15 protein-coding genes are annotated in these 11,783 nt (G+C 51.7%); 11 read left to right on the forward strand and 4 right to left on the reverse strand.

Translation table 11 applies throughout. From position 1 onward, the window contains the following. Nucleotides 1-8 precede the first annotated feature (8 nt). Nucleotides 9-437: an LPP20 family lipoprotein gene (locus P0Y67_RS08420; RefSeq protein WP_120510248.1), complete on the forward strand. Its 429-nt coding sequence runs from the start codon at nt 9-11 to the stop codon at nt 435-437. Between the two features lie 64 nt (nt 438-501). Here the strand turns inward: P0Y67_RS08420 and P0Y67_RS08425 are convergent, their stop codons facing one another. The 4 genes from P0Y67_RS08425 to flgA all read right to left on the reverse strand — a co-directional run bounded on the left by P0Y67_RS08425 (nt 502) and on the right by flgA (nt 3,000). Beyond that, the gene (locus P0Y67_RS08425) at nt 502-1,143 is read right to left on the reverse strand and encodes a trimeric intracellular cation channel family protein (protein WP_342391532.1); all 642 of its coding nucleotides are present in this window, start codon (nt 1,141-1,143) and stop codon (nt 502-504) included. Between the two features lie 288 nt (nt 1,144-1,431). Further along, complete coding sequence (locus P0Y67_RS08430; protein WP_342391533.1) at nt 1,432-1,857, reverse strand: flagella synthesis protein FlgN; 426 nt, start codon at nt 1,855-1,857, stop codon at nt 1,432-1,434. Between the two features lie 42 nt (nt 1,858-1,899). Then, on the reverse strand, nt 1,900-2,211 hold the full coding sequence (flgM, locus tag P0Y67_RS08435; RefSeq protein WP_120510251.1) for a flagellar biosynthesis anti-sigma factor FlgM: 312 nt from the start codon (nt 2,209-2,211) through the stop codon (nt 1,900-1,902). Nucleotides 2,212-2,292: 81 nt separating this feature from the next. After that, nucleotides 2,293-3,000 carry a flagellar basal body P-ring formation chaperone FlgA gene (gene flgA, locus P0Y67_RS08440; RefSeq protein WP_446728817.1) on the reverse strand — a complete coding sequence of 236 codons (708 nt, stop codon included), beginning with the start codon at nt 2,998-3,000 and terminating at the stop codon, nt 2,293-2,295. Nucleotides 3,001-3,138: 138 nt separating this feature from the next. On the opposite strand from flgA, the gene P0Y67_RS08445 reads away from it, so the two are divergent. The 10 genes from P0Y67_RS08445 (at nt 3,139) to P0Y67_RS08490 (ending at nt 11,765) form a co-directional block, all read left to right on the forward strand. Beyond that, nucleotides 3,139-4,056 (forward strand): chemotaxis protein CheV, encoded by a 918-nt coding sequence (locus P0Y67_RS08445; protein ID WP_120510253.1) that lies wholly within the window; start codon nt 3,139-3,141, stop codon nt 4,054-4,056. A 19-nt stretch (nt 4,057-4,075) separates the two neighbouring features. Next, on the forward strand, nt 4,076-4,906 hold the full coding sequence (locus P0Y67_RS08450) for a CheR family methyltransferase (protein ID WP_342391534.1): 831 nt from the start codon (nt 4,076-4,078) through the stop codon (nt 4,904-4,906). Nucleotides 4,907-5,108: 202 nt separating this feature from the next. Further along, nucleotides 5,109-5,504, forward strand: a complete 396-nt coding sequence (flgB, locus tag P0Y67_RS08455; RefSeq protein ID WP_027253914.1) for a flagellar basal body rod protein FlgB — start codon at nt 5,109-5,111, stop codon at nt 5,502-5,504. A gap of 3 nt (nt 5,505-5,507) precedes the next feature. After that, nucleotides 5,508-5,924, forward strand: a complete 417-nt coding sequence (gene flgC, locus P0Y67_RS08460) for a flagellar basal body rod protein FlgC (RefSeq protein WP_120510255.1) — start codon at nt 5,508-5,510, stop codon at nt 5,922-5,924. Nucleotides 5,925-5,942: 18 nt separating this feature from the next. After that, nucleotides 5,943-6,656 (forward strand): flagellar hook assembly protein FlgD, encoded by a 714-nt coding sequence (locus tag P0Y67_RS08465; RefSeq protein WP_161444416.1) that lies wholly within the window; start codon nt 5,943-5,945, stop codon nt 6,654-6,656. 92 nt (nt 6,657-6,748) lie between these two features. Beyond that, nucleotides 6,749-8,050 (forward strand): flagellar hook protein FlgE, encoded by a 1,302-nt coding sequence (flgE, locus tag P0Y67_RS08470; protein WP_342391535.1) that lies wholly within the window; start codon nt 6,749-6,751, stop codon nt 8,048-8,050. Between the two features lie 231 nt (nt 8,051-8,281). After that, nucleotides 8,282-9,031, forward strand: a complete 750-nt coding sequence (gene flgF, locus P0Y67_RS08475; RefSeq protein WP_192014688.1) for a flagellar basal-body rod protein FlgF — start codon at nt 8,282-8,284, stop codon at nt 9,029-9,031. A gap of 18 nt (nt 9,032-9,049) precedes the next feature. After that, the gene (flgG, locus tag P0Y67_RS08480; protein ID WP_337113063.1) at nt 9,050-9,838 is read left to right on the forward strand and encodes a flagellar basal-body rod protein FlgG; all 789 of its coding nucleotides are present in this window, start codon (nt 9,050-9,052) and stop codon (nt 9,836-9,838) included. 18 nt (nt 9,839-9,856) lie between these two features. Continuing rightward, nucleotides 9,857-10,627, forward strand: a complete 771-nt coding sequence (gene flgH, locus P0Y67_RS08485) for a flagellar basal body L-ring protein FlgH (protein ID WP_342391536.1) — start codon at nt 9,857-9,859, stop codon at nt 10,625-10,627. A 40-nt stretch (nt 10,628-10,667) separates the two neighbouring features. After that, entirely contained in the window at nt 10,668-11,765 is a 1,098-nt protein-coding gene (locus P0Y67_RS08490) for a flagellar basal body P-ring protein FlgI (protein WP_272872717.1), read from the forward strand. The last annotated feature ends 18 nt before the right edge of the window (nt 11,766-11,783 follow it).

The raw sequence follows: 11,783 nt of genomic DNA on the forward strand, positions 1-11,783 counted from the left end.
GAGTCACTATGCGGTTTTGGTGGATGGCTGTTTTGCTGATTACCCTGTCTGGTTGCCAGCCGTTAACAGAATTTCGCGATATCAACTTGCTCACTGCGGTTGGCTACGCCTCAATCAGCGAGCAACGCGGACAAACCCTTGAAGAAAAACGTATTCGTGCGATGCGGGCTTCGAAAGTGGATGCTTACCGCGAGCTGACCGAGCAGGTCTATGGCATGCGTATCAGTGCCAGAACGGGACTGACAGATCAGCAACTGGATTCTGAAGAAACCGATGGCGCGGTGGACGGTGTGATTCGCGGAGCAGAAGTGATCCGCAGCTATCCGGTAGGCGATAGCTATGTGACTGAAATGCAGCTCGATTTAAATAAAATGGAGCGAATGAAGCAGCAGGGTGAGGTCTATCACGTGCCTGCGAATCAGGAAGTGATGTTCTAAATATGCTCTCGTCAGACAAGGCGGCAACCTTATGCCAGTCAGGTTGCCGCCTTGTCTTTGTCTGTTAACTGTTTGCTTCTTCTTTCGGCTTGTCTGCTGACTCATCTATCCGAAAAACGGGAAGTTGCCAGCTGAAACGGATTGCGGCAAGGCGCAGCACAAATCCTGTGACCAGCGTTACCCCGATAGCGATGTTCTCCGACACACCAAAGTGAAGCTGAGCCATGTAGAGTCCGGCGGCAATAAAGGCGACTGACGCATACAGCTCTTTGTGAAGCACTAATGGCGTGCGGCGGCAAATCAGATCCCGAAGCAAACCACCAAATACCCCCGTTACTACGGCGGCAACCAGACAGATGATCACAGGTTGCCCCATGTTCATAGCGACCCGGCAGCCTAAGATGCTGAATACGATCAGACCCAGGGCATCTAAAACAACGAATATTTTATGAAAGCGAACCACCAGAGGCGCAATCCAGGTGGTGGCTAACCCCGCCAGGCACGTGATAAGCAGATACTGCGGATTGGCAATCCAGTTCAGAGGATAATGACCCAAGAGTATGTCCCGAACCGTCCCGCCGCCTATGGCTGTTGCACTGGCAACCAGCATCACACCAAACCAGTCCATGTGGCGCTTGCCGGCAGCCAGAGCGCCGGTCATCGCTTCTGCGGTGATCCCGACAATGTATAAAATGGTTAACAGCATGAAAATCAGACTCTTAGTGAATAGGGATAAGATATTGCGCGCAATGGTAAATGTGATTCAAGTCAATATCCAATGAAATTTTTGAGTAGTTTCATTAGCTGACGTAATTCTGACACCCGAATGCCAAGCGGATAGCTTCGGCATGCTATTCAGGCTGAAAATGTGTATAGAAAGAGTATTGGGGCTTTGAATGCTAGCCGCGCGGCTTTGATTTATAACGTTTTTGTATAGAGACGGAAACAGAACACATTGGTGTCAAATAAATGACGAACAATGGGCGGGGGCGGTTCAGGCTTTCAGGTTTGTACCTAAGGAACGCAGATTCTGTGCAACACCTTCTTTGTTGTATGTCTGGTGATGACCCAGGCTCTGCTGGAACAGATTGTTGAGTTTGTGAAAACTGAGCTGTGCACGCTGCAAAGCGGCACCGTTAATCTCGTTTTGGCCTCGGCATTCGTCAACCAGCGCCTGGATGGCTTCCACCTGACGGGTAAGCTCAGGGTTTTCTTTCAACTGACTGCTCTGCGAATGTCGGGCTATTTGCTGATCCTGAAGCTGAATTTTATCGACCAGTGATTTTTTGTCACTGGCATGCCGGGTGATGTCGCCAGCCTCACGGTTCACAATTGACGCCCTTTCCTGCTCTAGCAGGCGTAACAGAGCCTCAAGCGTGGCATGTTGCTGGGCAAGTAATTGTTCTATGGTTGGCGACATGTTTCTGCACTCCGGCGCTGAATCTGCAAGCTATGGATAATATCAGAGCCCGCGTAATTCGTCCTCAAATCGCAGCATATTACTGGCCAGTCGATCTGCATCCACCTGGTAGGAACCATTGCTGATGGCATTTTTAATCGACTCAACCTTGTTGCGATCAAAGCTAGGTTCAGCAGCCAGTTGCTGATGAATTTGCCCGACCGCACGTGCCTGCGAGCTCAGTGAGACCGCATCCCGAGGCGTGTGACCAGACTCTTCTCTGGCCTCGGTCCTGCCTTGTGTGTTGTTCGTACTGCTACTGTTGCGCAGGTTGCTTAACAGCTGACCACTGCGCAGGGAATCAATACTTGCCATAATCGTGTTGCCTTTAACAGATATTCATCGTTGATGCCCTGCTATCGGCAAGGCTATGACTAACTTTAGCATTTTTTTCGTTCAGTACTTCACTGTGACTTCACCGACTGCGGTAATGGTCGCATTGATAATGCGGCGTGACTTGTTGTTTTGCACCCGTATGTCTTCACCCAGGGAGCCATCGGACAGTGCCGTCCCTTTAGTCACTATGTTCAGGCCGCTCTGGCCTGCTCTGATCAGCACGGAATCGTTACGGCAAACCAGGCAGATATCATTGCCCAGCACAGCCTCACCCATGTTGATATTACGTTTTACTGTCGAGCCAATGATTTGTTCCGGGTATTCGAACACTATGCCTCTCTGATAGCGGCTTTCCACCTGGCGCACCTGCAGGTCTGAGTCGGCAATGACTGCACCGCGGGCCAGTGGCCTTGCAGCAACGACCCTGGGCAGCAAGAGGGAAACCTGCACCGGCACGTAAACCTGCCAGTTTGTTGAAGGACAGCTGACCAGAACGGTGACATTGCCGGTCAGAGACTGCTTACCCGGCACGGAAGTATCAAGCGCGTCCGGGCAATCACCAATGCGTAACCGGTTATCCAGCTCGGAGGCCGTGATGTCCAATTCCCCGCGCTCTGGTTGGGCCACCAGACTTCTGATGTGATCCGCTGCTGCCTCGCGCACATTACTGAGCATATTATCGCTAGCAGCAATTGCATTCATGCTTAAGAAACCGCACAGTATGCCGATAAAGATTAAACAGAGTGTAAATTGTGTTCTTCCTGTCACGCTTTTCGCTCTTTTTATGTCGCTTTCTGGGGCTACAATTGCTCCATGATAGGGGATTTTGACTCGGATTACCCGTTGATCCTTCAAAATTGTCTATTTTTACAACAATTCATTTCGACAACTTTGGAGTCACGTTATATGTCGGGGATATTGGATTCTGTGAACCAGCGCACTCAGCTTGTGGGACAAAACCGTCTCGAGTTGCTGACCTTCAAGCTGAACCGCCGCCAGCGCTACGGCATTAATGTCTTCAAGGTCAAAGAGGTACTGCAGTGCCCTAAGCTCACAGCCATGCCGAATCTTCATCCGCTGGTGAAAGGAATAGCCCATATTCGTGGTCAGACCATTTCAGTGATTGACATGAGTCTGGCAACCGGCGGACGTCCGATTGAGAACACAGAAAATTGTTTTGTGATCATCTCCGAGTTTAATCGCTCTGTGCAGGGTTTTTTGGTGTCTGCTGTTGAGCGAATCATTAATATGAACTGGGAAGACATTCTCCCGCCACCGAAAGGCGCAGGCAGTGGTAACTACCTGACCGCAGTGACTGAAATTGATGGTGAATTGGTCGAAATTCTGGATGTAGAAAAAATCCTGGATGAAATTTCGCCAAGACACACTGAAGTGTCGCAGACGTTGCGCGATGAGATGATTCGTGACAATCCTGTCACTCGCCGCGTGCTGGTGGCTGATGACTCCAGTGTGGCACGTAAACAGGTGCAACGGGCAATTGAATCAATCGGTTGCGAGTGCATTCTGGTGAAGGATGGCAAAGAAGCCCTCAATAAGCTCCGTGAAATGGCAACAGAAGATAGTATCTATAATCAGCTTGATCTAGTGATTTCTGATATCGAAATGCCTGAAATGGACGGTTATACCCTGACGGCGGCCATCAGAAATGATGCCAAACTAAAAGATTTACATGTTATCCTGCACACCTCGTTGAGTGGGGTATTTAATCAGGCCATGGTAGACAGAGTCGGTGCTAATGCGTTTATTCCCAAGTTTAATCCCGATGAACTTGGCGCAGCAGTTAAAGCGGCCATGCCTGAATAAACTAACGTTAGAGTAGTAGATGACAGCCATAACAATTAAAGACCAGGAATATCGAGATTTTTGCCGTTTCTTGGAAGGTCAATGCGGTATCATTCTTGGCGACAGCAAGCAGTATCTGGTTCGGAGTCGCCTGAGTCCTTTGGTCAACCGCTTTGGTCTGGCATCGCTCTCTGAACTGTTGCAGATTGTGATCAGTGGCCGTAACCGTGAATTACGGGTCGCGGCTGTTGATGCCATGACAACGAATGAAACCCTGTGGTTCAGGGATACCTATCCGTTTACTGTACTGGCCGACAAGATCCTGCCGGAACTGGCCACGAATAAGCGCCCGATACGAATCTGGTCTTCCGCAAGCTCTTCCGGCCAGGAGCCATACTCCATTGCCATGACAGTACTGGAAACACAGCAGCGCCGTCCTGGTATGCTGCCGCTGGGGATTCAGGTGACCGCCACAGATATCTCGCAAACCATGCTGGATATGTGCCGGACGGGTGTGTATGACGCTCTGGCGTTAGGCCGTGGCCTGTCCCCGGAGCGCCGCCAGGCGTTTTTCGAACCGATTGGTGACGGGCGGATGCGAATTGGCAGCAAGGTGAAGCAGATGGTAAATTTTCGTCCGCAGAACCTGAAAGACAGCTATGCGCTGCTCGGTAAGTTTGATGTGATTTTCTGCCGCAATGTGCTGATTTATTTTGCGCCAGAGATGAAAGCGAAAGTGCTCAATCAAATGGCGGCCAGCCTGAACCCAGGCGGCTACCTGCTGCTGGGCGCATCTGAGTCTCTGACCGGACTGACTGACAGGTTTGAGATGATCCGCTGTAACCCGGGTATTATCTACAAGCTGAAATGATTCAATCGTATCAGAACTGATGCAGTAGAACCGAAGGGGTCCGTAGTGGACCCTTTTTTGCATCTGTGTTATTTGCATCCGTGTAGTGGTGCTTTGCCCCGCAAGACTTGCGACATCATCTCCTTTCGTCGCGTGATCACATACATTTCAATATTGGCACGCCCTTTGCACATAAATCAGTAAGTGATTCAGGAGGCAGACGATGGCCATTTCTTTTGATAAAGCATTAGGTGTGCATCAGTACACAGTCGGTGTCAGGGGCAAAAGGGCGGAAACCCTTGCCAGTAACATCGCTAACGCCAATACACCCGGTTATAAAGCAAAAGACATGGACTTTCAGCGTGCGCTGAATGCGGCAACATCAGAGGCAAAAGTTGGCCTCAGCCGTACCAATGAGCGGCATATTGCTGCCTCCACCAAAGTCATGGGTGAACAGAAATACCGTGTGCCCGATCAGCCGGATACCGGTGATGGCAACACGGTCGATGCTCAGTTGGAGCAAAACCTGTTTATGCAAAACGCGCTGGAGTATCAGGCATCGCTGGATTTTCTGGGCTCGAAATTTAGCAATCTGAGCAAGGCATTAAAAGGGGAATAATCAATGAGTTTGTTTAACGTTTTTAATGTCACCGGTTCGGCAATGAGTGCGGAATCCATACGGCTGAACACCACGGCCAGTAACATGGCGAATGCCAACACAGTCAGCAGCTCTGCCGCGCAAACCTACAAAGCACGTCATCCTGTGTTTGAGGCGGCGCTGCAAAGTGCCAGCTACCAGCGTGAAGAAAGTGTTCCTGTACGGGTGAAAGCCATTGTCGAAAGCCAGAAGCCTTTGACGGCGGAATATAACCCGGCACACCCTTTGGCTAATGCCGAAGGTTATATCTATAAACCGAACGTTAACGTGATGGAAGAGATGGCAAACATGATCTCGGCTTCACGTTCCTATCAAAGCAATGTTCAGGTCGCAGATGCCAGTAAGCAGATGCTGATGCGAACACTGCAGATGGGCAAATAAGGGTAGGGAGTAACTGACATGACCGGTATTAAAGGCACAGGTCAAAGCCCTTTGTCCTATATTGACCAGCTTAAGAGCATGCAGGAGAAAAAACTGCAGTCTGAGCAGAAAGTAACTGGACAACAAGAGCTTAAGCAGGAAGATTTTCTGTCATTGCTGACCAAGCAGATGTCACAGCAGGATCCGTTCAAACCTGTGGGCAATGACCAGATGATTGCCCAGATGGCGTCGTTTGCCACAGTAGACGGCATCAGCAAGATGAACGAACAGTTTGGCGGTCTGAACGCTGCCATGACATCCAATCAGGCGCTGCAGGCCTCATCGCTGGTTGGCCGTGATGTACTGGTTCCTAACCCAACCGGCTCGAAAACTGCCGAAGGTGGGGTGGCGGGAATGGTTAAGCTGCCGCAATCGCTCAATAACCTGATAGTCCGGGTTGAGAATGCGGCAGGCGAGCTGGTACGCAGCTTTGACTTAGGCTCCAAGCCTGCCGGCGACCACCGTGTGGCATGGGACGGCAAAGATGACCGCGGCAATATGTTGCCAGCCGGTAAGTATCAGCTGAAAGTCAGCGCATTGGCCGACGGCAAGAACTCGGAATTTGACGTGTCGACTTACGCCAATGTGAACAGCGTGCTGCTGGGCAATGGTGACGGCAATGTCATGCTGAATCTGGCTGGATTTGAATCCCCGATCAAGCTGGCTGAAGTGCTGGAAGTCGGCAAAGCATAACGCCGGACGCATTAACAAATCACCAGCGGCAGTGAATACGCTGCGCTGGTGAACAATAAGTACGCTGTACACAGAATTCAGGAGAGTCACCTATGGGCTTTAATGTCGCACTGAGTGGACTGGGCGCCGCCCAGAAAGATCTGAACACCACAAGTAACAACATTGCCAACGCCAACACCTACGGCTTTAAAGAGTCGCGGGCCGAATTTGGTGATGTGTATTCAAGCTCCATTTTTTCCAACACCAAAACCACCACAGGTGGCGGTGTCCAGAATTCTGTGGTGGCTCAGCAGTTTCATGAAGGTTCCAGTATTTATACCAACAACCCGATGGATCTGCGTATTTCCGGTACCGGCTTTTTTGCCGTCTCAGACCAGCGTCTGGAACCGAATAATAACAGCCTGACCCGTAACGGTGCTTTCCATCTGGACAAAGATAACTATATCGTCAACTCAGAAGATCAGTTCTTGCTGGGCTACGGTGTGGATCAGGAAACCGATCAGGTGGTCTCTTATGAACCACAGGCACTGAAAGTGCCTGATCAATTCGGTCAGCCGAAAGCCACCAGCCAGGTCGAGATTGGTGTCAACCTGCCGGCCAACGGCGATCCGAAAGACATCAATCAGTTTAACTTTGAAGACCCGGATACCTATAACAAATCCACTTCTGTCACCATGTATGACTCCTTAGGTCAGCCCTACAAAATGACCAGTTATTATGTGAAGGACAATACGCAGCCAAATCGCTGGGCGACTTTTTATACCGTCACGGATGCCGATGGTGAAAAACCATTGGATATTGACGGCGGCGCAGCGTCGAATGTGGCGGGGCATACCGGCGCATTGATTGACTTTAATTTCGACGGAACTGTGGCTCAGGTGAATGGCGGCAATCCGATGATTTCTGAGCAGTTTGCCGCGGCAGGCCTGAGCATGAACGGTGCGGACGGTGCGCAGACGCTGAACTTTAACTTTGATGCTCCGACTCAGTTTGCGGCGCCGTTTGAAGTGCGTAAGTTCAGTGAGAATGGTGCCACCACAGGGTATCTGGCCAAAGTGGATGTCGATGCCAAAGGCTCGATTGTGGCCACTTACAGCAACGGGGAGAATATTACCCTCGGTCGTGTCGGCATGGTTCGCGTGCCGAACGAGCAGGGGCTGCTCTCCAAAGGCGGCACGCAGTGGGCGGTCAGCCAGGAATCTGGTGCCGCTGTCTGGGGGGAGGCGACCTTCGGAGCGTTTGGTTCGGTGAAAAGCGGTACGCTGGAGCAGTCAAACATTGACATGACTCAGGAGCTGGTGGATTTGATCACCGCGCAGCGTAATTTCCAGGCCAACTCCCGGGCCCTGGAAGTGGACAACAGTCTCCAGCAGACCATACTGCAAATTCGTTAATCTCATCTCGTCTGACATTGCCGCCTGAGTCTCTGATGGCGGCAATGTTTGTCCGACGCCCGTCTTTCGGATGCCATTTCTTTGGCACCTTACTGATTTCCCATCTTCGTTATGGCAAGCATCTCTCACTAATTGCCTGATCTTTCGCTGTTTCATGACTGTTTTTCAGCTGTTTACCAAAGTGGTACGTATATTGCTTCTATAGCTGCAGTACTGATTGGGAGACTCGAAATGGATCGTGCACTGTACCTGGCAATGAGCGGCGCTAAACAAGATATGTATGGCTTGCAGCTTCATGCCAACAACCTGGCTAACGTTCGTACCACTGGCTTTCGTGCTGATTTAGAGCAGGCGCGGAGTATGCAGGCGTTTGGCGAAGGTATGCCGTCCCGCGTGTTCTCTATGACAGAAAGACCGGGGCAGGACTTTGCCCAGGGGGCAGTGATGACAACAGGCCGGGATCTGGATGTTGCCGTAGAAGGTAACGGTTGGCTGGCGGTCTTGGATGCCAGCGGCCAGGAAGCCTATACCCGTGCCGGTCATCTGAAAATCGATCAGACAGGCTTGCTGCAAAACAGCAATGGCAGCCTGATGGTTGGTGAAAATGGCGGTCCGATTTTTATTCCGCTGCCAATCAGCAAAATTGAAATTGGTAAAGACGGCACTGTGTCGGTTCGCCCGCAGGGTGCACCCGCCGATGCGATGGAAGTGGTTGATCGCATCAAAATGGTCAAGCCGGATAACAGTGAAGTCTTTAAAGACGTTGATGGTCTGTTCAAATCCAAAGTGCCGGCGCAGATCTTTGATGCAGATGCAGAGGTGACGCTGCTGAGCGGTGCGCTGGAAGGCAGTAACGTGAATGCCGTGGGTGAAATGACCAGCATGATCGATCTTCAGCGTCATTTTGAAATGCAAGTTAAATTAATGAAAACCGCAGAGGAAATGGACCAGGCGTCCTCGTCTCTGTTGCGTTTGGGCTAATTAGGAAAGGAATAACACATGCATCCAGCATTATGGGTCAGTAAAACCGGTCTTGACGCTCAGCAAACAAACATCTCGACCATTTCGAATAACCTGGCTAACGCCTCGACCATAGGTTTCAAAAAGAGCCGCGCGGTGTTTGAGGATCTGTTTTATCAGAACATTAACCAGCCAGGTGGTCAGTCTTCTCAGGATACCACCTTGCCATCCGGTCTGATGCTGGGGGCAGGTTCAAAGGTGGTGGCAACACAAAAAGTGTTTACACAGGGGAATACCCAGACCACCAACAACGCCATGGACATGATGATTGAAGGCGATGGCTTCTTTCAGATCCTGCTGCCGGACGGCAACATCGGCTACACCCGCAACGGCCAGTTCACTATCAATGAAGAAGGCCAGATGGTGACCTCGGGTGGCGGTTATCTGCTGCAGCCTGAAATTGTGGTGCCGGAAGATGCGGTCAGCATTACGGTCGGCACCGATGGTGAAGTGTCTGCCCGTATCCGTAACCAGCAGGAAAGCCTGGTACTGGGTCAGCTGACCACGGTCGATTTTATCAACCCGGGCGGTATGGAGCCTATCGGTCAGAACCTGTTCCTGCCAACCGGTGCGAGCGGCGATCCGCAGGAAGGCGTGCCAGGTCTGGAAGGGTTTGGTCAGATCCGTCAGTCCATGCTGGAAACATCTAACGTGAACGTGACGGAAGAGCTGGTCAATATGATTGAAGCCCAGCGTGTGTACGAAATGAACTCCAAAGTGATTTCAACCGTTGACCAGATGCTGAGCTACGTGAACCAGCAGCTTTAATTAAGAGTGGGGTCTAAGATGAAAAATTGGTTGTTGACTGCTTTAATACTGACGCTGACCGGTTGTGTCCAGATGCCGGAACAACAGGATGAGCTGACACAGGCGACGACCAATGTCGATGCCGTAGAAGGGAATCAGGAGTCATCGGGCGGTGATTTGATTGACCTTGTACGCCGTCGTGACGACCCGCAGGCCGGCGATCCGGCCTGGAGCAGTATCCGCCCTCAGGATAAACCGGCCCATTACGCCACAGCGACCGGCTCTTTGTTCAGTCAGGCGCTGGCGCAGGACATGTATGACGATACCCGTCCGCGCGGGATCGGTGATATCGTGACCGTGATGCTGGCAGAGAAAAACAAAGCCAACAAAAGTGCCAGTACCGATCTCGACAAGTCGACGGATTTAACCATGGATCCCCTGACACTCGGCGGTAAGCCGCTGACGATTGGCGATCGTGACATCTCTTACGATGTCAATAATTCCAATACCTTTTCAGGCAGTACCTCGGCCGATCAGAGCAACAGTATTCAGGGCTCAATTTCAGTCGAAGTGGTTGACGTATTGGCGAACGGTAATCTGCTGGTGCGCGGCGAGAAGTGGCTGACGCTCAACAGCGGTGATGAGTATATCCGGCTGAGCGGCACGATTCGTCCTGACGACATCACGCAGGAAAACACTATAGAATCGACCCGGATTGCCAATGCCCGCATTCAGTATTCCGGCACCGGTGACAGGCAGGATGTGCAGGAGCAGGGCTGGCTGGCCCGGTTCTTCAACGTCAGTTTGTAAGCCACGTATTTCCCTTTAACCGCCACCCGACGATGAGAGTATGACAGTGACCAGACAGATGCTATGGGCAGGACTCGCCCTGTTGATGGCTTTCCCTTTGCAGGCTGCCCGAATTAAGGATGTCTCTGAAGTTGCCGGGGTGCGGAGTAACCAGTTGTCGGGTTACGGTCTGGTTGTCGGCTTGCCGGGAACCGGGGAAACCACGCCATTTACCGATCAGAGCTTCAATGCCATGCTGCAAAACTTCGGCATTCAATTGCCGGCAGGCACTAAACCCAAAACCAAAAATGTGGCCGCTGTGGCTGTCAGCGCGACCTTGCCGCCTTTCACCAAGCAAGGTCAGCATATTGATATCACCGTCTCTTCTATCGGCTCGGCGAAAAGCCTGCGCGGCGGCACCTTAATTCAAACTTTCCTGCGCGGCCTGGACGGTAAAGTCTATGCGGTGGCGCAGGGCAGCCTGGTGGTGGGCGGTTTCAGTGCCGAAGGTCTGGACGGTTCTAAGCTGGTGGGCAATAACCCGACGGTCGGCCGCATCGCAAACGGCGCGATTGTCGAGCAGGAAGTCCCTAACCCGTTCAGCCGCGGCGATCATCTGACCTTTAATCTGTTTGAATCTGATTTCACCACAGCGCAACGTATGTCAGATGCCATCAATCAGTTTCTCGGCCCTGATATGGCCGCGCCGATTGATGCCACTTCGGTACGTGTACGTGCGCCGCGAGATGTGAGCCAGCGGGTGGCTTTCCTGTCGACTATCGAAAACCTTGAATTCGACCCGGCCGAAGGTGCGGCGAAAATTATCGTCAACTCCCGTACCGGGACAATCGTCGTCGGCCAGCATGTAAAGCTCAAACCGGCAGCGATTACCCACGGTGGTATGACAGTGTCGATCCGGGAAAATCCTACTGTCAGCCAGCCCAATCCATTCTCCGGCGGCGAAACTGTGGTGGTACCTGACTCTCAGATTGAAGTGACGGAAGAAGACTCCCGGATGTTTAAGTTCAATCCGGGGATTACCCTGGATGAGCTGGTACGCGCGGTCAATCAGGTGGGGGCTGCGCCTTCCGATCTGATGGCGATTCTGCAGGCACTGAAACAGGCTGGCGCCATTGAAGGCCAGCTGATCATTATTTAATTATGGCTGGCACCTTGT

The organism is Photobacterium sp. SP02 (genome assembly GCF_038519165.1).
Classification (GTDB): domain Bacteria; phylum Pseudomonadota; class Gammaproteobacteria; order Enterobacterales; family Vibrionaceae; genus Photobacterium; species Photobacterium halotolerans.

Bases quoted from the DNA above. Each gene is read 5' to 3' on its own strand.
- P0Y67_RS08425 (WP_342391532.1), bottom strand. From the start codon at position 1,143: ATGCTGTTAACCATTTTATACATTGTCGGGATCACCGCAGAAGCGATG.
- P0Y67_RS08465 (WP_161444416.1), top strand. From the start codon at position 5,943: ATGACCGGTATTAAAGGCACAGGTCAAAGCCCTTTGTCCTATATTGAC.
- P0Y67_RS08420 (WP_120510248.1), top strand. From the start codon at position 9: ATGCGGTTTTGGTGGATGGCTGTTTTGCTGATTACCCTGTCTGGTTGC.
- flgB (WP_027253914.1), top strand. From the start codon at position 5,109: ATGGCCATTTCTTTTGATAAAGCATTAGGTGTGCATCAGTACACAGTC.
- flgC (WP_120510255.1), top strand. From the start codon at position 5,508: ATGAGTTTGTTTAACGTTTTTAATGTCACCGGTTCGGCAATGAGTGCG.
- flgE (WP_342391535.1), top strand. From the start codon at position 6,749: ATGGGCTTTAATGTCGCACTGAGTGGACTGGGCGCCGCCCAGAAAGAT.
- P0Y67_RS08445 (WP_120510253.1), top strand. From the start codon at position 3,139: ATGTCGGGGATATTGGATTCTGTGAACCAGCGCACTCAGCTTGTGGGA.
- P0Y67_RS08450 (WP_342391534.1), top strand. From the start codon at position 4,076: ATGACAGCCATAACAATTAAAGACCAGGAATATCGAGATTTTTGCCGT.
- flgG (WP_337113063.1), top strand. From the start codon at position 9,050: ATGCATCCAGCATTATGGGTCAGTAAAACCGGTCTTGACGCTCAGCAA.
- P0Y67_RS08490 (WP_272872717.1), top strand. From the start codon at position 10,668: ATGACAGTGACCAGACAGATGCTATGGGCAGGACTCGCCCTGTTGATG.
- P0Y67_RS08430 (WP_342391533.1), bottom strand. From the start codon at position 1,857: ATGTCGCCAACCATAGAACAATTACTTGCCCAGCAACATGCCACGCTT.
- flgH (WP_342391536.1), top strand. From the start codon at position 9,857: ATGAAAAATTGGTTGTTGACTGCTTTAATACTGACGCTGACCGGTTGT.
- flgF (WP_192014688.1), top strand. From the start codon at position 8,282: ATGGATCGTGCACTGTACCTGGCAATGAGCGGCGCTAAACAAGATATG.
- flgM (WP_120510251.1), bottom strand. From the start codon at position 2,211: ATGGCAAGTATTGATTCCCTGCGCAGTGGTCAGCTGTTAAGCAACCTG.